The 21,391-nt window shown below is 34.6% G+C and carries 18 protein-coding genes; 4 read left to right on the top strand and 14 right to left on the bottom strand.

What is annotated here, in order from left to right:
- Window positions 1-114: 114 nt before the first annotated feature.
- Complete coding sequence (gene purB / locus FNW21_RS04835; RefSeq protein WP_144255614.1) at window positions 115-1,461, bottom strand: adenylosuccinate lyase; 1,347 nt, start codon at window positions 1,459-1,461, stop codon at window positions 115-117.
- A 230-nt stretch (window positions 1,462-1,691) separates the two neighbouring features.
- The gene (locus tag FNW21_RS04840) at window positions 1,692-2,381 is read right to left on the bottom strand and encodes an SIR2 family NAD-dependent protein deacylase (protein WP_144255615.1); all 690 of its coding nucleotides are present in this window, start codon (window positions 2,379-2,381) and stop codon (window positions 1,692-1,694) included.
- A gap of 710 nt (window positions 2,382-3,091) precedes the next feature.
- Here FNW21_RS04840 and FNW21_RS04845 point away from each other — a divergent pair.
- Window positions 3,092-3,754: a TrmH family RNA methyltransferase gene (locus tag FNW21_RS04845; protein ID WP_144255616.1), complete on the top strand. Its 663-nt coding sequence runs from the start codon at window positions 3,092-3,094 to the stop codon at window positions 3,752-3,754.
- Window positions 3,755-3,874: 120 nt separating this feature from the next.
- On the opposite strand, the gene FNW21_RS04850 is transcribed toward FNW21_RS04845, so the two are convergent.
- Both FNW21_RS04850 and FNW21_RS04855 read right to left on the bottom strand, forming a co-directional pair.
- Window positions 3,875-4,588 (bottom strand): hypothetical protein, encoded by a 714-nt coding sequence (locus tag FNW21_RS04850; RefSeq protein WP_144255617.1) that lies wholly within the window; start codon window positions 4,586-4,588, stop codon window positions 3,875-3,877.
- A 489-nt stretch (window positions 4,589-5,077) separates the two neighbouring features.
- Window positions 5,078-6,361, bottom strand: a complete 1,284-nt coding sequence (locus FNW21_RS04855; RefSeq protein ID WP_144255618.1) for an HlyD family secretion protein — start codon at window positions 6,359-6,361, stop codon at window positions 5,078-5,080.
- Between the two features lie 54 nt (window positions 6,362-6,415).
- On the opposite strand from FNW21_RS04855, the gene FNW21_RS04860 reads away from it, so the two are divergent.
- The gene (locus FNW21_RS04860) at window positions 6,416-6,661 is read left to right on the top strand and encodes a hypothetical protein (protein ID WP_144255619.1); all 246 of its coding nucleotides are present in this window, start codon (window positions 6,416-6,418) and stop codon (window positions 6,659-6,661) included.
- Here the strand turns inward: FNW21_RS04860 and FNW21_RS04865 are convergent.
- The 5 genes from FNW21_RS04865 to FNW21_RS16275 all read right to left on the bottom strand — a co-directional run bounded on the left by FNW21_RS04865 (window position 6,658) and on the right by FNW21_RS16275 (window position 13,257).
- Window positions 6,658-8,850, bottom strand: a complete 2,193-nt coding sequence (locus FNW21_RS04865) for a peptidase domain-containing ABC transporter (RefSeq protein ID WP_144255620.1) — start codon at window positions 8,848-8,850, stop codon at window positions 6,658-6,660. The two genes, FNW21_RS04860 and FNW21_RS04865, sit on opposite strands and share 4 nt — an antisense overlap.
- Before the next feature lie 2 nt (window positions 8,851-8,852).
- Window positions 8,853-10,190 carry a DUF6734 family protein gene (locus FNW21_RS04870; RefSeq protein WP_144255621.1) on the bottom strand — a complete coding sequence of 446 codons (1,338 nt, stop codon included), beginning with the start codon at window positions 10,188-10,190 and terminating at the stop codon, window positions 8,853-8,855.
- Window positions 10,191-11,756: a vitamin K epoxide reductase family protein gene (locus FNW21_RS04875; RefSeq protein WP_144255622.1), complete on the bottom strand. Its 1,566-nt coding sequence runs from the start codon at window positions 11,754-11,756 to the stop codon at window positions 10,191-10,193.
- Window positions 11,757-11,800: 44 nt separating this feature from the next.
- Entirely contained in the window at window positions 11,801-12,988 is a 1,188-nt protein-coding gene (locus FNW21_RS04880) for a TlpA disulfide reductase family protein (RefSeq protein WP_144255623.1), read from the bottom strand.
- Between the two features lie 92 nt (window positions 12,989-13,080).
- A complete protein-coding gene (locus tag FNW21_RS16275) occupies window positions 13,081-13,257 on the bottom strand; it encodes a hypothetical protein (RefSeq protein WP_185963881.1) in 177 nt (58 codons plus the stop codon).
- 275 nt (window positions 13,258-13,532) lie between these two features.
- Between FNW21_RS16275 and FNW21_RS04885 the strand changes: the two genes are divergently transcribed.
- On the top strand, window positions 13,533-13,826 hold the full coding sequence (locus tag FNW21_RS04885) for a helix-turn-helix transcriptional regulator (protein WP_185963882.1): 294 nt from the start codon (window positions 13,533-13,535) through the stop codon (window positions 13,824-13,826).
- Between the two features lie 269 nt (window positions 13,827-14,095).
- Here FNW21_RS04885 and secA read toward each other — a convergent pair whose 3' ends face one another.
- The 4 genes from secA to FNW21_RS04905 all read right to left on the bottom strand — a co-directional run bounded on the left by secA (window position 14,096) and on the right by FNW21_RS04905 (window position 19,320).
- A complete protein-coding gene (secA, locus tag FNW21_RS04890; RefSeq protein ID WP_144255625.1) occupies window positions 14,096-17,440 on the bottom strand; it encodes a preprotein translocase subunit SecA in 3,345 nt (1,114 codons plus the stop codon).
- Between the two features lie 84 nt (window positions 17,441-17,524).
- Window positions 17,525-17,746, bottom strand: coding sequence for a DUF2795 domain-containing protein (locus tag FNW21_RS04895; RefSeq protein WP_007138072.1), 222 nt, complete (start codon window positions 17,744-17,746; stop codon window positions 17,525-17,527).
- A gap of 243 nt (window positions 17,747-17,989) precedes the next feature.
- Window positions 17,990-18,559, bottom strand: coding sequence for a cob(I)yrinic acid a,c-diamide adenosyltransferase (locus FNW21_RS04900; protein ID WP_144255626.1), 570 nt, complete (start codon window positions 18,557-18,559; stop codon window positions 17,990-17,992).
- A gap of 74 nt (window positions 18,560-18,633) precedes the next feature.
- On the bottom strand, window positions 18,634-19,320 hold the full coding sequence (locus FNW21_RS04905) for an ABC transporter ATP-binding protein (RefSeq protein ID WP_144255627.1): 687 nt from the start codon (window positions 19,318-19,320) through the stop codon (window positions 18,634-18,636).
- Between the two features lie 321 nt (window positions 19,321-19,641).
- On the opposite strand from FNW21_RS04905, the gene FNW21_RS04910 reads away from it, so the two are divergent.
- The gene (locus FNW21_RS04910; RefSeq protein WP_144255628.1) at window positions 19,642-20,319 is read left to right on the top strand and encodes a hypothetical protein; all 678 of its coding nucleotides are present in this window, start codon (window positions 19,642-19,644) and stop codon (window positions 20,317-20,319) included.
- 52 nt (window positions 20,320-20,371) lie between these two features.
- On the opposite strand, the gene FNW21_RS04915 is transcribed toward FNW21_RS04910, so the two are convergent.
- Window positions 20,372-21,178 carry an O-methyltransferase gene (locus tag FNW21_RS04915; RefSeq protein ID WP_144255629.1) on the bottom strand — a complete coding sequence of 269 codons (807 nt, stop codon included), beginning with the start codon at window positions 21,176-21,178 and terminating at the stop codon, window positions 20,372-20,374.
- Window positions 21,179-21,391 lie beyond the last annotated feature (213 nt).

Here is a 21,391-nt window from a genome sequence, read left to right on the forward strand (position 1 = left end):
TCACATTTTACTATATAAAAATCTGTTTTTATCCGCTTAAATTCGTGTCATCCGTGTCCCATTTTCAAAATTGGTGCAAGTAACGTATGTCATCACTTTAAACAGTTTTAGACCCTAAATTCCCAAGAAATTACTCGGTGTAATTTGCATTAATTCGGCTTTTATAACCTCCGAAACTTCCAAAGTCGCTATAAACGCATGAATAGAATCTTTGGTTATGGCTTCATTCGTTCTAGTCAACCCTTTCAATGCTTCATAAGGATTTGGATACGCTTCCCGACGCAAAATAGTTTGAATTGCTTCGGCAACAACGGCCCAGTTTTTCTCTAAATCCTCGTGGAATTTGGGTTCGTTTAATAACAATTTGTTCAATCCTTTCAAGGTAGCTTCAAAGGCAATTAGTGTATGCCCAATTGGCACCCCAATATTTCTTAAAACGGTACTATCCGTCAAATCACGTTGCAATCTTGACAAAGGCAATTTAGCCGATAAATGTTCAAAAATAGCATTGGCAATTCCTAAATTCCCTTCCGAATTTTCAAAATCAATGGGGTTTACTTTATGAGGCATAGCCGAGGAACCAATCTCTCCTGCTTTGATTTTTTGTTTGAAATAATCCATGGAAACATAGGTCCAAATATCTCGATCTAAATCGATTATAATTGTATTGATTCTTTTCAACGCATCAAAAAAAGCGGCAAAATGATCGTAATGCTCAATTTGAGTAGTCGGGAAGGAGTGGTGCAAACCCAAATTTTCCTCCACAAAAGTACCTCCAAATTTTTTCCAGTCAATTTGTGGATACGCCACATGGTGCGCATTGTAATTTCCAGTTGCACCACCAAATTTGGCTGCAAAAGGAATATTGAACAACAACCGCATTTGCTCTTCCAATCGCTCTACAAAAACACCAATTTCTTTACCTAAACGAGTTGGTGAAGCAGGTTGTCCGTGCGTTCTTGCTAGCATCGGGATGTCACGCCATTCCACGCTTAAATCCTTTAATTTAGAGGTCAAAGTGATTAATGATGGCATATACACTTTTTCAAAAGCTTCTTTTGTCGAAAGCGGAATAGCCGTATTGTTAATATCTTGAGACGTCAACCCAAAATGAATAAACTCTTTGTAAGTGGATAGTCCTAGTTTTTCAAAAGCTTCTTTAATGAAATATTCAACTGCTTTTACATCATGATTGGTCACTTTTTCGGTTTCTTTAATCCAAAGCGCATCTTGGGTAGAGAAATTTTTATAAATGGCGCGCAAACTATCAAAAAAAGTCGGGTTTACGGCTGCAAGTTGCGGTAATGGCACTTCGCATAAAGCAATAAAATATTCAATTTCAACCAGTACGCGGTATTTTATTAGTGCCTCTTCCGAGAAAAAGGGAGCCAAAGATTGCGTCTTATTTCTATATCTTCCGTCAATTGGGGAGATGGCATTCAATTCGTTTAAAGTAGTCATTGTTGTGTTTTTTGTTCGAAAGGCACAAATATAAGCAGAATTTAGAGATTTAAAATCAGAATTTTAGCAAGCCATTCGCTTTTAATAAAGTGAGCCACGAATTTAACTGATAAAACGGATTTTGTACATATTTAATTCCATTTTTGACATGCTAAACAAATAAATCCATATCATCTGTGGGCAAATTTATCCAGTGCTGTATGTTTTGGGGTTAAAAACGATTTCCATTTTTAAATCAATTTTAATCGTTCGCTCATAATTTGCGTTCCTTCGGAGGCAATTTTAGCAATAATTTCAATTTTTTTGCGACCCATGGCCAGTTGTATTGGTTTTGGATCAATATAAAAAATAGGAATTTCGGGCGCAGTAAAATCAATCAAACTCGCAGCAGGATACACCTGCAACGAAGTGCCAATTACCGCAAAATAGTCTGCCTCCTGTGTCATTTGTACTGCTAAATCCAAGGCAGGAACTTGCTCGCCAAACCACACGATATGCGGACGCAACTGATGTCCCATATCGTCACAATCCCCAAAATTCAAATCCTCCTCCCACTCCAATACATACCCTTCATTTTGAGTACTTCGCACCTTCAACAGCTCGCCATGAAGGTGTAATACACGTGTACTTCCCGCTTTTTCGTGCAGGTTATCCACGTTTTGAGTAATAATTTGCACCTCAAAATCCGCTTCTAATTCGGCTAAAATCCGGTGCGCAGCATTAGGTTGAACCGTCTTCAATTGCTGCCGTCTTTGGTTGTAAAAATCCAATACCATACCTGGATTTTTGTGCCACCCTTCCAGAGTTGCCACATCCATAACGTTGTGACCTTCCCACAATCCGTCGCTATCCCTAAAGGTTTTAATCCCACTTTCGGCACTAATCCCAGCACCCGTCAATACTACAAGTTTCTTTTTCATGCTTTTTTTTGTATTAAAAAATCCAAATTCTCACTCACTGTTCCTTATTTGGGCGTGCCACCAGTATAAAAAGGGGCTATTCACGAGCCGTGCTAGAAGCCCCTTTTTATACTGCTGTCGGGCTCTCCGCAGTACTTCGGTACTTGCTCCTATCCCTCATGCGGGACTAGCCTACACCAAAAATACCGTTTTATAAACATTCTGCGGTTTCTAAAATCTAAAAAAAAATGAACAAATTTAAAAAATCTAAAAAATTGAAATAAGCAAAAAGAAAAATGTAACTGTTTAGCCTGTTTTATTTTCAAAAAATCAATTGCCTCCAGCTTTAGCTGGAGGTATGAGATTTGGGGGTTTTTATTGGCTTTAGCCAAAGAATTGCATTTTTTTTGGCTAAAGCAAATTGATATTATCCCTAAACCCCCAGGCTAAAGCTCAATGCAATTCAGTTTCTGGGTGATGAGCTAATTAGTTATAGAAAAATAGATGCGTGAACTCCTCAAGTATTTTTAACCAAAAATGGAAATACTTTTTAAAGTATTTGCAGTAATCTCCTTTCTTACATGTTCTTAAACGCCTTAAATGGTTCAATAAAAAGTCTTTTCATTTTTAGAATACACTTCAAATAGAATTTACCAGACTCATCTTAAATATCCTTATTTGGTTCAATAAAACAGTCTTTTTACTATTTTTGCCAAAAAAACAATCCAAAAATGGTCAACATCGATTACCTCCATTTTCTCGAAAACATTTTAACCGATAACCGAAAAGAAAAGTTTCTAAAAGTCCTGCAAAACCGAACCAAACATTTTACCATAGCAGTCGAAGATATTTTCCAAATGCACAATACTAGTGCTGTTATGCGGAGTTGTGAGATTTTTGGAATTCAAGAATTAAACGTAATCGAGCAGCGGTATGGCAAAAGTATCGATAAGGAAATTGCCATGGGCGCCCAGAAATGGGTCGATATCAACACCTTTGACAGCATTACTACTTGTATCGACAGCCTTAAAAACAAAGGCTACCAAATCATAGCTACCACACCACACGAAAAGGATTGTTTGCTAGAAGATTTTGATATTACTAAACCTAGTGCCTTGTTTTTTGGGACCGAGCGCGACGGACTATCTCAAGAGATTCTTCAAAAAGCCGATGGTTTTCTTAAAATCCCCATGGTAGGTTTCACGGAGAGTTTGAATATTTCCGTTTCGGCCGCCATAATCATCCAAAACCTAACCAGTCGCTTACGCAATTCCACAATCGATTGGCATTTATCAGAAGACGAAATAGTGGCAAAACGCCTATCTTGGGCCAAGAATTCCATCAAAGACATAAAACGAATTGAAGAGCGGTATTTTTTTGAAAATGCTAAATAACCCTTTAGAATCCTCGCTATCACTGTTCCTTTTTTAAAAATCGGTACAAGAAACGGGATCGTAGTCCAAAAAAAAATCCCTTTTGTCAAAACAGAAGGAAATTTTTTTTGGACAGTTTTTTTACAAGGTAGCCGTTGGAGGTACAACTGGAGGTGTTACCACTTCTGGAGTTCCACTGGGCGTGTCATAAATAACATAATCGTTGTATTTAGCTTCGCTCTCTTCAACCCAAATATCTTTTCCAGTTTCAGAATGTTTGATGATTAAAGCATATAAAGTATTGGCTAAAAGGATACGTTGCTCGGTGCTATTGTCTCGATTATTGGTAGCTTGGGTTTGTAAATCTATCGATATATCAAAGCTGGTTACTGCGGTAGTAAGTGTTGTGATTTTGGTAGCTGTGATACCTTCGGTAGCTAATGTAGTCAGGTATTTAGTGGCGGCTGTTACCATCATTTTACCCATTCTTGCTAAATCTGAATCGAGTTCTCGGCTCACATCGGTATTCCCAAATTCTCGGTATTTGGCACTGTTTTCGCCCAGCGAGTTTTTGGCAGCCAGTAGCATGGTGCGCATGAGTTTTTCGAGATTGTTTCTTTGGGCTTGTTTGGTATCGGTAATGTCACTTTTTAGAGCGGTCATTTGCTCATCGGTAGGGAAAGCCGCAAAGGCATTGAGGGCATTGACAAAGGTGGTTCGCTTGGCTGGGTTAAAACCTCGGTCGGTGAATTGTACAGTGTCTCTATCAATCAACAAAAGGGTGCTGTCAGCTAATTGTTTTAAAAAAGCAAACGAAAAGGCAAAATTGGTTAAAGTAACTTCTTTTTTAGGCATAATGTTTTTGTTTTTAAGGTTATAACTACAATTGTATAATCAAATTTAACAAAAAATAGTTTATGAAAAACTTATTTTGTGCTTTTTTTTGATAAATGGTTAAAAACGATTAATTCTAACTATTTGATTTTTAGCTGTTTATTTTTTTTATTGAATAGTTAATCTTTATTTGTTTTAATTAGTGATAAATTATCATTAATTAAGTCTAAATTCTGTGAATTTAATATCCTTTACGATGAATTTAATACTCCTTACCTTGAATTTACTATTCCTTACGATGAATTCACTATTCCTTATTACTAATTTATAAGTCCTTATAATGAAGATAGTATTCCTTGTTATAAGTGTACTACTCCTTACAATGAATTTAGTATTTCTAACGGTGAATATAGTATTGCTTACAATGAATTGCTATGTTTTACGGGGCATTCGTGTTCAAGAAGACACGCAAAGAATTTAAAATAATTCTAAATCAATCGAAAGAATCAATTACCGCTTAAAAACATCCCGAAATTGGTATAATAATCGTTCTATTAAGCGCAAATCTTCGGTTACAATAGCAGCGGTGCCAGACATTTCTTGTTGAAAAATAATTTGTTTTTTATACGACGTTTGTAGTCCATTAGGCAACGAAATATTGAGCAGTAAATTACCATCTTTGTCAGGAGTTAGTGAAATAGCACTTACAACTCCTTTTACGATTCCAAATTCACGGTCAGGATAATTTGCTAGTCGGATGTTTACGGCTTGCCCCACTTTGATTTTACCAGCGTTTTGTGCAGGCGCTTTTACTTTGCCTATATAATCACTTTGGTTTGTTGGAATTATAGCAAACACATTATCGCCAGCATTTACAGTTTGATTTGCTGACCAGAGTTGCAAAAAACTAATTTTTCCATCAATGGACGAACGCAAAACATAATTTAATTCCCAATCTTTAATTGCTTTTTTGAGCTGATAAAAAGCCTGAATCCTATTACTTTGCAAATTTACATGCTCTTTGTTTTCGTTAATTTGAGTGGTTTTACTGCTTCTGGAAAGTTCATTTAAGGATGATTTCAATTGCGAAATAGTACTTAAAACACTCTTGTAATTCCTTTGAGATTGCAAATAAATCAATTGTTGTTTCTCTATTTCTTGCGTAGCAACAATTCCTTTTTTATACAAGCTTTCATAGCGATCTAAATCACTCTTTTGTAAAATTAACTCATTTTGATTCAAGCTTTTTTGAGATTCTAACAAACTCAATCGCTCTTTGAGTTGTATCCCTTCATAACTTTGAGCAGTACCTTCAACTTGATAGGGTTGTAGTTTAGTATTGAGTTCATCAGCTATACTTTCTTTCTCAAATACGGCATAAAAACTTTCAATATCGCCTAGTTGTGCTGCTTTTAATTGCTCAAATGGAAATTTTGTTTTTTCGATAGTGATGGTATCAACAATACTTTTTAATAAAAACACAGTGCTATAATTGGAAGCATTTTCAATTACTGCCAATGGCGTATTTGTAGTAACAAACGCCCTGTCTTTGACTAAAATCACTTCAATTCTCCCGGACACTTTTGCTGTTAATTTTTCAGGAGGAATAGTAGTGGTAATCACTATTTGGGTGGTAATTAAATCAGGATATTTAACTAACCACGAAACAAAAAAAACAGAGATTACAATTAATAATACCACAACGGATCCCCAACGAATCATCCAATGGGGCACTCGTGTAAGGATTTCTTGTACCTCTTCGCTACGCAATTCTATTTCGTTATTTACTGGCATTTTGTTTTGATTATGGTACAAAATAATTTAACTTTGATTAAAATTTAATTAATCATGGCAACTACAACAATTTCTGAAATCCACTTGTTTAACGCCTTAAAACTAAAACTAGGCGAAAAAGAAGCCGAAGAATTAGTATTATTTGTAAAAACTGCTGTTAAAGAAAATATTGAAAACGAAATTTCAAATATTGCTACCAAAAAAGATTTAGCCGAAACTAAAGTTGATATTATCAAATGGGTTGTTGGTATTTTCTTTGCTCTAGCTATGATGATTATTGGTTTGTATCTAAAACCCTAATTTCCTAATTGCAATTGATTTTTAACCAATTCAAAATAATTTCCTCTTTGTTGAACTAATGCTGAATGTGTTCCTATTTCAACAATTTTACCTTTTTCGAGAACTACAATTTGATCCGCATTCATAACCGTACTCAATCTATGAGCGATAACGACCACGGTTTTGTTTTTAAAGAACAGGTCAAGTTTACGCATAATTTCCTTTTCATTATTAGCATCAAGTGCACTGGTAGCTTCATCAAAAAACAGCATTTCAGGGTTTTTGTACACTGCTCTAGCTATTAACAATCGTTGTTTTTGCCCTGTACTCATTCCTATACCTTCCATTCCTATTTTAGTATTATAACCCAGTGGATAATCTTGAATAAAAGTGGCAATATTCGCCACATCAGCAGCATACACCAACCGTTCTTTATCAATTATATCTACTCCAATAGCTATATTATTAGCAATGGTATCATTAAATAGATATCCCTCTTGCATCACGGTTCCTACGTGGCTTCGCCAAGATTTCTGATTTATATTTTTCAATTCTGTATTTTCTACTAAAATGGCTCCACTATTTGGTTCATAAAACTTGAGCAATAACTTCATCAAAGTGGTTTTACCGCTACCGCTTGTACCCACAATAGCCGTGATTTTGTTGGCAGGAATGATTAAGTTCAGGTTGTCGAGAACTAGTATATCTGAACCAATATATCTAAAACTTACCTCCTTTAATGCAATAGCCGCATTTTTTGGAATAGCATGAGTTTGGGTTGCTTCTTGTTGGGTTTCATCTTCTTTCTCGTGAATTTCGGAGAGTCTAGCGAGCGATATTTTGGCGTCTTGAGCCTCGCGAATAAAATTAATAAGTTGTAAAATTGGGCCGTTCAAGCTACCCACAATACTACTTATAGCGAGCATCATTCCTAGAGTAATTTGCCCGTCAATGACCAGTTTTGCTGATAGAAAAATGATTACTATATTTTTTATTTCATTGATAAAATTAGAACCTATATTTTGAGTTTGCTCTAGCACTAACCCTTTCATAGAGACTTTAAACAATCGAGCTTGTATGTATTCCCAGCCCCAGCGTTTTTGTTTTTCGGCATTATGAAGTTTTATTTCCTGCATCCCATTAATAAGTTCAATAACTTTGCTTTGTTCTTGTGACACCTCGGCAAAACGCTTGTAGTCTAATTTTTCTCGTCGTTTAAGAAACAATATTACCCATAAAAAATAACAGAAACTCCCCGTAAAAAAAACGGCAAAAATAAGTACGTTATAATATGCCAAGACACCTCCCATGATAAACATATTGATCAACGAAAACAATACGTTTAATGAGGAAGTAGTTAATATTCGCTCTATTCTATGGTGGTCGTTAATGCGTTGCATAATATCTCCCGTCATGCGTACATCAAAAAACGAAATAGGCAAATTCATTAATTTGATAAAAAAATCAGAAATCAATGCTATGTTTATTCTAGCCGAAAGATGCAATAAAATCCAACTTCTAATAAGTTCTAATGCCGTTTTACCAAAAAATAAAAATACCTGTGCAAATAATATCAAATAGATAAAATGAATATTCTGATTTTGAATACCCACATCAACGATACTTTGGGTCAAAAACGGGAAAATAAGTTCCAATAAACTTCCAGCTACTAAACCAATAATTAATTGAATTATAAATGATTTGTAAGGAAAAAGATATTGAGACAATAAGGAAAAACCAAATCCATTTTTGTCTTCACTCTCAAATTCTGATTGATAAAATTTTGGAGTAGGTTCTAGTAATAATGCAATACCTTCTTTAGTTTCGTCATTGGCATTGTTTCCAATCCAGAATTTTAAGAATTCTGTTTCGTTATATTCAATTAATCCAATTGCAGGGTCAGAGATATAATAGATGCCTTTTTTTACGCTATAAAGTACCACAAAATGAGCTCCATTCCAGTGCAATATACAAGGTAAAGGAATTTCCTCTATTTGTTTTAATGAAATTTTTATGCCAAGTGTTTTTATTCCAATTTTTTCGGCTGCATCACTCAACAACAATAAGCTACTGCCTTCACGTGTAGTTTCACTATAATCTCTTAATTCTTGCGTATTTATAGTTTTACCGTAATTTTTTGCTATTATTTTTATGCAAGTTGGACCACAGTCTTTTGCTTCGGCTTGTTTATAGTTTGGAAATTTCTTCACAATTATCTGTAAATACTTATTATTTTTAAAACAACATAATTTATTAATCTACCATTTAATAAAATTAAGAAATCAGTTTTAGAATCTTCGTCTTCATCCTCAAAGTAATTATTCATTTTAGATATAAAATCAAAATACTGAATAGGACTTGACAATTCAGTCAAAATTATTTCGTCTATTTCATCCAATTCATAAGTTCTTGGTGCGGAATTAAGTTCGTATATTTCCAAAAAAGAGAATTTTGCGTCGTTAATTATAGCGTCTTTTTTATCAAAACCCTTTATTAATACAATGGTAAAATCTAATTTGTTCATCAACAAATTCTCTAGATTGTTTGTCAAACCTTCTGTAAATAAATCTCGTTTTAATAAAAAATTTTCAGGGATAAAATCATTGGTTTTTATTTCATTACCAAATTTGGTAATCAATTCTGAAATTTTAGTTGTTGTAAGAAATTCAATTTCATTATGATTTCCTTCTGCTTCATTAATTAAAGTTGTGATTTTTGAGTAGCTTTCAGAATAGTATTTCATAATATACACTTCCATTGCTTTGCATACAGATGCATTTCGTTTAAAAACACCTAGTAAATGTAAATAGGTTTTATGGGGGACTTTTTGAAAATCACCAAAACCCTTATAATCATTATCTTCACTGACTTCTTCTAATAAAAAATCAACTTTTTTATTTTTGCTTTTGGTAAATTCATAGAACAATACCTGCTCAAAGAAAATATTAAAATTAAAACCATTTATACTTGACCAAGAATCTATGTTATTATCTACAAAAGCTATACTTGCTTTTGTATATTCTTTAAAAAAATTGATGTCAGTGCCTCCTATAATTCCCATATTGCAAGCGAAATTGCTCAATTTGTTATGATAATTTGCCATTTCTGAAGGCATATATTTTAGATTTGGCGAAATGTCATTCCACATTCTGCCATAATAATCGGTTGTAATTTCTAAATTTTGAGTAACTAGATTAGCGTTTTTAAATTTATCGGTTAAAGATTCCCAAACAAAAACATCGCCATCAACGTGCAAGAAGGGTTCGTCTTGCATCTGAAAAGTTTTAATTTTTGCCATTGCCCAAAGATCTTTATGATACCTATTTAAGTCGTCTAAAACCACGTGAACTTTTGTGTAAGGCAATTGTAATTTTGTAATTAATATGTCATACCCAAAACGATCGGTATAAAGTTCTACCTCTTTATGATGTTTGACCAATTGATGACAACTTAATATCCAGCTCAACCAGTTGTATTTGTAGTTATACCAACCGTAATTGTTGGTAAAATCGGTTTGGTTTCCAGACCAAAAACTTTGTATTATTTTCATTTAAAAACTATCTTCAACAAGTTCGTTAATATAAAAAGGCAAGTTTTTTCGGTCGTACATTTGTGGATATTCATACCCGTTTATAAAAATGGCTGGTGTAAAATTGTAATCATTTTCCTCACACCATTTATGTTGAGAATCAAATATTGCATCAAATTCGGGTGTTGTATTTACAGAAAACAAACCAAGCCATTCTGTTATATTTTTGTTGTCAAACCAGTCTTTCAAAGCCTTTATAAAAACCGTTCCTCCCTCTTGTTTGTATATTTTTATCAAACTTCTAAACAGTTTTTTTCTTTCTTCATTTTCTGCTTCAAGATTTGTTTTTAGTAACACTTGTATTTGGATGTTGTTGTGATATTTTTCTAAAATATTTTCTATTACTTCGTGTGCCTCTTTGCAATGACCACAAAAAGGACTAGAAATAATCGTGATTATAGTATTGCTCTCCTTGTTGCCAAGAATAATTGGGCTTTGTGGCAATTGAGCTTTGTCTTTTGCCAATAATGAATTTTTGAATATCGTGTAATTTCGTTCAAAACGAAGTGATTTTAGTTGGTATTCTTTTAGTTCTTTTTGGCTGGTAAGTAATTTTTTCAAAGCAGACCAAGCAAACATAACCGAGAGAAAAACAAACCCAAAAACGATTAATTCCTTTAACGATAAGGTAAAAGTTGTGTTCTGAAAAACAAATAAATAACCCAGTTCCAACAGAATAATACTAATGATGACCAAGCAGATAGGACACCATTTTTTCTCCACAAACTTTTGATAATAGATGGATAAAAACAAAACAGGAATAGCTGATAAAAGCAAGATTTGCTGTATGGCAAAATAAGTGGCTGTGTTGCCAGAAAGCAAGAAGATTAATAGACCCAAGAATTGAGAAGCAAAAAACACCATACTCAAATCGCTGAAATTGACGATTTCGAAAATTTTCCATTTGTTGGATCCTACCACAGTAGTACAACTGGTGGAAGTTGTCATATTGCAAAAACTGTTGAGTAATTCACTTTTTGTACCAAACAAATCTTTGAGAGCTGCTATAGAAAACAAAACACCAATGATGGGAAAAACAAAAAAGAAGTTAGTTGTTAAAGCGGCCTCAAATTGAGAAAGCACCAACACAAACAATACTAAAGCGAAAATTTGCAAAGCTAAAGACCAATAGCTTTTTTGGGGCTTTAAGACTTCTTCCGTTTCTTGTTTTTCTACCAGTAGCACAATGCCTTTCCATTGTGATTCTAATTCTGATTTAGATATTGCTAATGGTTTTTTATCATTAGTACAAAAATAAGTATTGCCTTTTCTCTCAACGAAATTGAGTTCGGGTTTGTGATCTTCTTCGCTCAAAAGAGCAATAAACTGATTGGGCAAAAATTCAATTTCAGAGCTATCTAAACGCATTGCTCCATTATCTACATTGAAAAAACTCAAGGTATCTGCAATAGCCAACAAAGAAGGATAGTCTGGGTGGGATTGAATTTGAAACTCAAATTCTTTTTTGTCAATAGTGATGTTTTCCTTTTCCAAATATTGGAAAAGGTAGTTGAAATTATTGGTCATAAAATTGTGATTTTTATTTAAGATTTTTAGGTAAATCTCGGGAATTACTTATCAAATATTTCAGCAATCATATTTTTAATTGCTGCCTCGTTTTCTTCACCACTACCTGTCCATCTACCGATGATGATTCCTTCCTTACTAATTAGAATTTTTACAGGAATTGCGGTTACAACATAGGTGTCTTCAATAGTGTTTTTATTTTCTTTTATTGATATTTGTTTCCAGATTTCAATTTTTTCTTTCTCTATGGCTTTTTTCCAAGATTGAAGATTTTCGTCTTTGGATATACTAATAAATTCCAATCCCTTATTTTTGTATTTTGTATATATTTCTTTCAGAAACGGAAAATCCTCTCTACAAGGACCGCACCAACTGGCCCAAAAATCAATTAAAACATATTGATTTTTATAGAATGAACTTAATCTAACTGTGTTACGATTTATGTCTTTTAAAGCAAAATCTGGGGCTAAACTGCCTATTCTACTGTTTTTAAAATCAAACAGTCTTTCAGCTAATTGCTTTCCGTTATAAGATTTTTTTACTTCAGGGGCTAACTTATTGTATAAATTTTTAATTGTATCATATGGCATTTGTTCATCTTCTTCTCTTAATATTTGATATAATAAGTCAGGTGCTATAAATGAAGTTGAATTTTTTTTTATGAATTCAAGATTCAATTGCATGCTTTTTTTTCTATTTTGATCCGCCAATTGATCCCACAGTTGATTAATGGAATCTAAGCTCTTTTGAAATTGAATTTTTAAAGAATTATCACTTGTTTCGCTTATTTTAACGGAATAAAATCTACTAGATTCTCGGATAGAATCCATTTTTTTGTGAATTTTTTCCGTTTCCGTTGTATTTTGTAATGCGTAAAATTCATCGTTCGCCTTAGAACCATTTATCACTATAGAATTCAAATCATCAAAATCGAGTTTTATATCCATTGTGCCTGGCTCTAAATAAAATATCTTTGAATTTACTTTTGTCATATAAAATTTAGGGTCAGTACAAATAATTGCTTTAGTAGGGAAATCAATTTCTCCTTTAAATACAAATTTATTGTTATAAATCTGTGTAGATTTGGTAATGCTTTTGCCATTGACCTTATATGTCAAATAAATATTTTTTGAGTTAGCGTTTTTGGAGCAGACACCATTTAACACAAAGTTGTGCTGTGCTACTGCAATAATTGAAAAAACAAAAAAGAGAATTGAAAGTTTTAATTTCATGTATATTAATTTTAAAATTTTAATAAAAAAACAAGAAATCTTAATTCAATAAGATTTCTTGTTTTTAAGCCTAATTTATTGAATAATAAGCACTAAGATCCACATGAATTGCCTTGACCACTTTTACCACCACTGCAAATATTACAACTAGAATCACAATCATATGCACTAGAACATGCGCCACATTTAGTACCACAACCTCCAGAAATCATTCTCATCTCATCTCTTTTAAGACCGTTTTTAACATCTTTTAAACTGATTTTTTTCATCTTTTATGTTTTTTTAGATGATTAATAAATATTTTTTTCACTTCATTAAAATTTCGAAACAATCATAAATTCAATCCACCACGTGCACTTGGTTTTTTTTATAAAACGAACGTAAGAATATTTAAGTCAAAACTAGTTAAGAATCCCCATAATCCTTATGCGTTTTTATGCGAATTAAGCGCATAAATATAAAAGTAAAAATAAATGAAAAATCACTAATTTCCGGTATTGTAAATGTTGTTGAGATGTACTACTATTGTAAGAAAAAAAAACAAATGATTAAATCAAAATTAATTTCCGTACGAACTCAAAAAGGATTTTCGCAAGAAAAAGTAGCTGATTTAATAGGTATGGGGCAATCCAGTTACTGTAGGCGAGAGAAAGGACTTGTCTCCATTATGGACCACGAGTGGACAAAGATTGCCAAAGCATTAGGCGTAGACAAAGAGTCTATTTATGAGCAGGAAAGCAATCAATCCCACAATGTCATTCTAGAAAACATGCAAAAATATGTTGCAAGACTAGAGCAAGAAAACCAATCCTTAAAAAAAGAAAGTGAAATTGCTTAATGGTTTTAGCATTTATTGTAAGGTATACCTATAAAGCCATAACGCTACTACAAGCCACCAACGGATATCAGTAACAATCATCATAAGATGACGTGTTTTAAAAATTAGACAAAATGGAGTAATAGATTGATTTTGAACTATTATTGACACTATTGCTTCTTGTGACTTTACGGCATTAAAACTTTCGACTTACTTACTTAAGTTCCTAAAAAAATTCCCCAACTGTTTTCACAATTGAGGATATTTTAAGTAGTATTACAATTCAAAAATTAGTCATTTACCAGCACCCATTGTCCTGTTGCTAATAAACTTTCGGCTTTTTTAAATTTCATGCTTTCCGTTTTTCCTGTAGCTACTTGCTTTATAGTAACCGTGTCGTTGCGGTTAATTTTTGGCATGTCTCTCACGATAGTTTCGGTTACTTGGCGTTGTTGGGTTTCGCCAGCTTCCCTGTTCGCACTTTGGCTATTAGGAATTTCGTCTTTGTTTAACTGATACTCCTCGTCATAACGAACTTCTTTTGCTTCTTGAATGTGTTGGTTTTCTTGAGCAGGTAAATCGCCTTTGAACAAGAACGAAATCACTTCTTTATTGACATTGTCCAGCATAGAACGGAACAGGTTAAAGGCCTCTAATTTATAAATGAGCAACGGATCTTTTTGCTCATGAACTGCTAGTTGAACAGATTGTTTCAACTCGTCCATTTTGCGTAAATGCTTTTTCCAAGCTTCATCCACAATAGACAAAGTGATATTTTTCTCGAAATCGGCTACTAGTTGTGCCCCTTCGGTTTCGTAGGCTTTCTTTAAATCCGTAACCACACTCAATGATTTTATCCCATCGGTAAACGGAACAACAATACGTTCGAATTGGTTGCCTTTGTCTTCGTAAACGTTTTTGATGATAGGAAAAGCTTCTCTAGCGCTTCTCTCGGTTTTTTGGGTATAAAATTCTAATGTGGCTTTGTAAATTTTACCAGTTAATTCCATTTCGGTCAGTTTGCTAAACTCACTTTCGGTAACAGGCGATATGATCGAGAAATACCGAATCAAATCAAATTCGAAATTCTTGAAATCGTTGGTCACTTTATTTTGATCTACAATCAATTCGCAAGTGTCATAAAGCATGTTGGCAATGTCTAATTTCAAACGTTCGCCAAACAACGCGTGACGGCGGCGTTTGTACACCACTTCCCGTTGGGCATTCATCACGTCATCATACTCTAATAAACGTTTACGAACACCAAAATTGTTTTCCTCTACTTTTTTCTGTGCGCGCTCAATAGACTTGGTCATCATAGAATGCTGAATCACTTCGCCTTCCTGTAATCCCATTCTGTCCATTACTTTGGCCACTCGCTCGGAGCCAAACAAACGCATCAAATTGTCTTCAAGTGAAACATAGAATTGGGAACTTCCTGGATCTCCTTGACGACCTGCACGACCACGCAACTGTCTATCCACACGGCGCGAATCATGACGCTCTGTTCCTACAATGGCAAGTCCTCCAGCGGCTTTGACCTCTGGCGATAACTTGATATCGGTACCACGACCCGCCATATTGGTAGCGATAGTAACAACTCCTGATTTTCCTGCTTCTTCTACGATTTGAGCTTCTTGTTTGTGCATTTTGGCATTCAAAACATTGTGCGCTACACCACGCATTTTGAGCATTCGGCTTAATAATTCCGAAATTTCTACGGATGTTGTTCCAATAAGTACCGGCCTTCCAGCTTTAGACAATTCGGTTACATCTTCGATTACGGCATTGAATTTTTCACGAGTAGTTTTATAAATAAAATCCTCTTTGTCAATACGCGCCATTCCTCTGTTGGTTGGAATTTCGACTACGTCTAGTTTGTATATTTGCCATAACTCACCGGCTTCGGTAACGGCAGTTCCAGTCATACCGCCCAATTTGCTGTACATTCTGAAATAATTTTGCAAGGTTACCGTAGCAAATGTTTGTGTGGCGGCTTCGATTTTTACGTTTTCTTTGGCTTCAATAGCTTGATGCAATCCATCCGAATAACGGCGACCATCCATGATACGCCCCGTTTGCTCATCGACAATCATGATTTTGTTGTCCATGATTACGTATTCTACATCTTTTTCAAAAAGAGAATAGGCTTTCAACAGTTGCGTTAAAGTATGAATACGCTCGCTTTTGATTCCAAAATCTTGAAACAAACGCTCTTTCTCTTCGGCTTCGGTGTCTTTGTCTAGTTTTTTCTTTTCGATAGCGGCAATTTCAGTTCCAATGTCTGGAAGCACAAAAAAGTCAGCATCGGTATCTCCAGAAAGGAATTTGATTCCGTTATCAGTCAATTCGACTTGATTGTTTTTTTCTTCAATCACAAAATACAAGGCCTCGTCAATCTTATGCATCTCGCGATTGTTGTCTTGCATGTAGGTATTTTCGGTTTTTTGAAGCAATTGTTTGATGCCTTCTTCACTCAAAAACTTAATCAATGCTTTGTTTCTAGGCAAACTTCTATACGCTCTCAATAATAAAATCCCCCCTTCTTTGGTATTTCCTTCTTTAATTAATTTTTTGGCTTCTGATAAAAATCCATTCGCCAATTGGCGTTGTAAATTAACCAGATTTTCTATTTTTGGTTTCAACTCATTAAACTCATGACGATCTCCTTGTGGTACAGGCCCTGAAATAATAAGTGGTGTACGTGCATCATCAATCAACACCGAATCGACTTCATCGACAATAGCATAATTGTGTTTGCGTTGCACCAAATCCGCTGGCGAATGCGCCATATTATCTCTCAAATAATCAAAACCAAACTCGTTATTGGTACCATAAGTGATGTCAGCATCGTAAGCGTTTTTGCGCCCTTCGGAGTTGGGTTGGTGGTTGTCAATACAATCCACAGTCAAACCGTGAAATTCAAATAAAGGTGCTTTCCAGGTACTATCCCGTTTAGCCAAATAGTCATTTACAGTTACTAAATGCACGCCGTTTCCAGTCAAAGCATTCAAGTACAACGGCAAAGTAGCCACGAGTGTTTTTCCTTCACCAGTTTGCATTTCGGCAATTTTACCTTCGTGCAAGACCATACCACCTATTAATTGTACGTCATAATGAATCATGTCCCAAGTAATTTCTTTACCTGCGGCATTCCAAGTATTGGCCCAATTGGCCGTATCGTTTACGAGTGTAATGTAACTTTTTGTAGCCGAAAGTTCTCTATCCTTGGCTGTTGCTGTAACGGATATTGTTGTATTTTCTTTGAAACGTCTAGCGGTTTCTTTGACTACCGAAAAGGCTTCGGGAAGAATTTCTAGCAGTGTTTTTTCGGAGATTTCGTAGGCTTCTTTTTCTAGCGCATCAATAGCAATGTAAATGTCTTCGCGCTTGTCAATGTCTTCAATGGTTTCAACCTCGGCTTGCAGTCCTGCGATTTTGGCATCTTTTTCGGCACGAGCTTGTTTTATTTTTTCTTTAAAAAAAACGGTTCTGGCTCTCAACTCATCATGCGACAAGGCTTGTAGCGTTTTTTCAAAAGTTTTTATTTTGTTTAAATAGGGTTGTAACGCTTTGACATCTTTTTGTGATTTATCACCTACAAAGACTTTTAATATGCTGTTTATGAAACTCATGATATAGTTGTATTTCTATTTTTATAACTGTGTAAATTTAACCAAAAAAAAAGCCTCTTTTGAGACTTTTTCTTGGGTTATTTTTTAATATTCATCCTCATTCCAAAGATAATCTTCATCGGTAGGATAATCAGGCCAAATTTCTTCCATTGATTCGTATATCTCGCCTTCATCTTCAATAGATTGTAGGTTTTCCACCACTTCTAATGGAGCTCCTGCTCTAATAGCGTAGTCGATAAGTTCGTCTTTGTTAGCAGGCCACGGTGCATCACTTAAATAGGATGCTAATTCTAATGTCCAATACATCTGTTGTCGATTTAGTTTTGTGCAAAAATAAATTTTTTACTGAAAAAGACAAGTAAAAAATGATTTATTTTATGTTAAAGTTAAGAACGTATTTTTGATTGCTGATTTTTGATTTCGGATTAACGATTTTTGATTTAAAAAATGATGTTTTACAGGTTTAAATTGTGTGATTATTTTACTAAATATAATTTTTGATCTTTCATAAATCTGAAATCAAAAATCGTTAATCTTCAATCTGAAATCTTACTTCCTTGGAATCCATTTTACCTCCTCGGCTTTGAGGTCAAAAGACAACTTTCGTGCCAATACAAAAAGGTAGTCAGAAAGTCGGTTTAAGTACTTGATTGTAATCTCGGCAACGGGTTCGTTATGACTTAAATGGACTGCTAGTCGCTCGGCACGGCGGCAAACGCAGCGTGCTATATGACAATATGACACGGTTTGATGACCGCCTGGTAGTACAAAATGAGTCATTGGCGGAAGCGATTCTTCCATATTGTCGATTTCGGTTTCTAATAAGGTAATATCGGTTTCAAGAATTCCGAGATTTTTAAGCCGAAGTTCCCCATTTTTTAGTACTTCTTTTTCGGGTGGAGTTGCCAATATGGCGCCTACGGTAAACAAGCGATCTTGAATTTCGATCAGTATTTCTTTGTAATGGGAATTCATTTCTTGATCCCGAATGAGTCCTATATACGAATTAAGTTCATCAACAGTGCCGTAACTTTCTATGCGGGCATGATCTTTTGGCACACGTGTTCCACCAAAAAGTGCTGTGGTGCCATTATCACCAGTTTTGGTATATACTTTCATTTTTAGATTTTAGAGTTCTGATTTTAGAGTTTTGATTTTAGATTCAATCTGAAATCTAAAATCTGCAATCTAAACTATTTTGTGATGTCGCTTTCTATCAATCCATCACGCAAACGGATGATTCTATGGGCATATTCGGCAATTTCTTCTTCGTGGGTTACTAGGATTACGGTGTTGCCTTGGGCATGGATATCGCCAAAAAGTTTCATGATTTCGAGAGACGTTTTGCTGTCCAGATTTCCAGTGGGCTCATCGGCAAGGATAATCGAGGGTTTGTTGACCAAGGCTCTGGCAATAGCAACTCGCTGGCGTTGTCCTCCCGAAAGCTGGTTGGGTTGGTGATCCATTCGATCAGCAAGGTTGACTTGTTTAAGTACTTCGGTGGCACGAATGTTTCGTTCGGATTTAGAAAATCCTGCATAAATCATAGGCAAAGCAACATTATCTAACGCCGTTGTTCGAGGCAAAAGGTTGAAGGTTTGAAAAACAAATCCAATTTCTTTGTTCCTAATTTCGGCCAATTCATCATCTTTCATGTGACTTACATTTTTTCCATTGAGGATATAAGTTCCTGATGTTGGCGTGTCCAAACAACCTAATAAATTCATTAATGTTGATTTTCCTGAACCAGAGGGGCCCATTAAGGCTACGTATTCTCCTTTATTTATCTCTAAATCAATGCCTTTTAGAACATATACAATTTCGTTACCGAGCACAAAATCTCGTTTGATATTGGTAATTTTTATAAGTGGGTTTGCCATTAGAACAGGTACTTGATGAGTTGTTTTTTAGATTTTAAAAGTACAAAAGACTTTTGAATTAACCATAAGTAGTTTAAAATAGATTTTTGTTACAAGGAGATGTTTTCAAAATAGGGTTTAGTAGCAATTGGGTTGTTGTTTTGGAATAAAGAACGAGTAGATACAACTATATGTAAACAGTATTGGTATAAAAGGCAATGCGGTACGAAATGACTGTTTTATTGCACAATTAATGGGATTAGTTTCATAATTTTTGGTTTAAAATTTAATAGGTATAGTCTTGAATTACATTTACTTAATAATATTTAAAACCAGAAAATTATGAAAAGTTCAAAATTATTTTTAGGAATAGCGGTAGTCGCTTTAGGATTTGTGTCTTGTAAGGATGAGAAAGAAATCAAAGCTCAAAAAGCAGTCGATACCTACGTGATGTATGTAGATTCATTAGGAAATACGGCCACATTAGACAATAACGGCAACTGGCAAGCGATTGATGCCGAATATGAAATGCGAAGCGTTGTTGCTGACTCTGCCATTGCCAATTTAAAAGATAAAATTGCTGCTCAAGAGCGTATTGATGCTAGTAGAGCAAAATATGCCGCATTAAAAGCAAAAGTAGAAGCCGAAATGGCAGCCAAAAAAGTAGTTGTTGTTGCTGCCGTTGGACCAAAACAAAAATTGAGAAATACACTTTTTGGCGAAGGTAAAGTGGGTGATGACATGAACTTTAGCTGGGTAAATAAAGATAATATTTTGAGAGTATATGATGCTTTTTTTCAATCGTATAAGGACAACAAACATAATTTTTCGAGAGAAGATTATGACGAAGTAAAGGTCATGTACGAAGGATTGGATAGCCGAAAAAATACTGTTGAAAATGAAGGACTAACTTCCGAAGATAATGCTAAAATTGCTTCTATAAAATTCAAATTTGCGCCCATGTTTAAAATCAATAGAATAGGAGCCAAATCATCTGAAATGGAAAAAGCGAAACAATAATTAATTACTAATTCAAGGAGAGATGACAGTCAGCAATGGCTGTCATTTTTTTTTACACTCGAATGATAAAATGTTCCTTGGGTTGTTCGCGTCTAAAGAAAATCAATCCCCACTGAAAAGTGTCAATGGTTACGGTTACTTTGGGATGTTTTTTAATCATTTCCCATGCGGCTTCCATTTCAGGCGACCAATGAATATCATCAAAAATCCAAACAGCATCATTGGAAATCGTAGACAATAACAGTTCAAAATAATCCAAAGTGGCTTTTTTGGAATGGTTGCCATCAAAATAAATTAGTTGGTAGTTGATCGTTGATGGTTGATCGTTTTTAAAATAACTATTAAATTCGGTTACAACCAAATTGACATTTTTGATATTGAATTTTTGTAATTGCAATTGACATTGATTTGCTGTATTTGGACAACCTTCTAACGTAGTAATTTCAGCTTTTGGATTTCCCAAAGCCAACGCAACAGTTGCCAATCCTAACGAAGTCCCAATTTCTAAAATAGTTTCTGGCTGAAAATAATTGACAATTATAAACAATAATTCCGCACGTTTTGGGCTAATTCCTGCAGTTTGGGCAATCTTGCTAATTTGCCTAGTATTCGATTTAAAAACTCTGGAACCTGCACCAAAATCGGTTACTTCAATCGTATTTTTGTTTACTAAAAGAGAATTTCGATACTCTTTTAAAAAATTATATTGCTTCGCCCGTTCGCTTCCGCTCGAGTTGGGTTTTGATTTGGTATCATAAAAACATTTGGTTATCAAATTGAAAACAAATGGCGAATGCACGGCGTGTTCGTTTTTGGAATACCAAAGGAATTGGAGATAGGATTTGATTTGGAATAACATAGAAATTATTAGAATAAATAAGTGAAGATACAAAGATAAAAGAGGAATGTTGTTTTTTAATAAATTGAATGTTTTTTTATAATCAATTGCCTCCAGCTTTAGCTGGTGTAATAAAATTAGTATTGTTTGAAATGGCTTTAGCCAAAAGAATATCATTTTTGGTTAAAGCCAATTTCATATTTAATCTTTAATTCCTCCAGCTAAAGCTGGAGG

Origin of the sequence: Flavobacterium restrictum (genome assembly GCF_007097245.1) — a bacterium.
GTDB lineage: Bacteria > Bacteroidota > Bacteroidia > Flavobacteriales > Flavobacteriaceae > Flavobacterium > Flavobacterium restrictum.

What these genes read in the sequence shown, in the direction of transcription:
- purB (WP_144255614.1), bottom strand. Translation starts at nt 1,461, where the DNA reads ATGACTACTTTAAACGAATTGAATGCCATCTCCCCAATTGACGGAAGA.
- FNW21_RS04840 (WP_144255615.1), bottom strand. Translation starts at nt 2,381, where the DNA reads ATGAAAAAGAAACTTGTAGTATTGACGGGTGCTGGGATTAGTGCCGAA.
- FNW21_RS04845 (WP_144255616.1), top strand. Translation starts at nt 3,092, where the DNA reads ATGGTCAACATCGATTACCTCCATTTTCTCGAAAACATTTTAACCGAT.
- FNW21_RS04850 (WP_144255617.1), bottom strand. Translation starts at nt 4,588, where the DNA reads ATGCCTAAAAAAGAAGTTACTTTAACCAATTTTGCCTTTTCGTTTGCT.
- FNW21_RS04855 (WP_144255618.1), bottom strand. Translation starts at nt 6,361, where the DNA reads ATGCCAGTAAATAACGAAATAGAATTGCGTAGCGAAGAGGTACAAGAA.
- FNW21_RS04860 (WP_144255619.1), top strand. Translation starts at nt 6,416, where the DNA reads ATGGCAACTACAACAATTTCTGAAATCCACTTGTTTAACGCCTTAAAA.
- FNW21_RS04870 (WP_144255621.1), bottom strand. Translation starts at nt 10,190, where the DNA reads ATGAAAATAATACAAAGTTTTTGGTCTGGAAACCAAACCGATTTTACC.
- FNW21_RS04875 (WP_144255622.1), bottom strand. Translation starts at nt 11,756, where the DNA reads ATGACCAATAATTTCAACTACCTTTTCCAATATTTGGAAAAGGAAAAC.
- FNW21_RS04880 (WP_144255623.1), bottom strand. Translation starts at nt 12,988, where the DNA reads ATGAAATTAAAACTTTCAATTCTCTTTTTTGTTTTTTCAATTATTGCA.
- FNW21_RS16275 (WP_185963881.1), bottom strand. Translation starts at nt 13,257, where the DNA reads ATGAAAAAAATCAGTTTAAAAGATGTTAAAAACGGTCTTAAAAGAGAT.
- FNW21_RS04885 (WP_185963882.1), top strand. Translation starts at nt 13,533, where the DNA reads ATGATTAAATCAAAATTAATTTCCGTACGAACTCAAAAAGGATTTTCG.
- secA (WP_144255625.1), bottom strand. Translation starts at nt 17,440, where the DNA reads ATGAGTTTCATAAACAGCATATTAAAAGTCTTTGTAGGTGATAAATCA.
- FNW21_RS04895 (WP_007138072.1), bottom strand. Translation starts at nt 17,746, where the DNA reads ATGTATTGGACATTAGAATTAGCATCCTATTTAAGTGATGCACCGTGG.
- FNW21_RS04900 (WP_144255626.1), bottom strand. Translation starts at nt 18,559, where the DNA reads ATGAAAGTATATACCAAAACTGGTGATAATGGCACCACAGCACTTTTT.
- FNW21_RS04905 (WP_144255627.1), bottom strand. Translation starts at nt 19,320, where the DNA reads ATGGCAAACCCACTTATAAAAATTACCAATATCAAACGAGATTTTGTG.
- FNW21_RS04910 (WP_144255628.1), top strand. Translation starts at nt 19,642, where the DNA reads ATGAAAAGTTCAAAATTATTTTTAGGAATAGCGGTAGTCGCTTTAGGA.
- FNW21_RS04915 (WP_144255629.1), bottom strand. Translation starts at nt 21,178, where the DNA reads ATGTTATTCCAAATCAAATCCTATCTCCAATTCCTTTGGTATTCCAAA.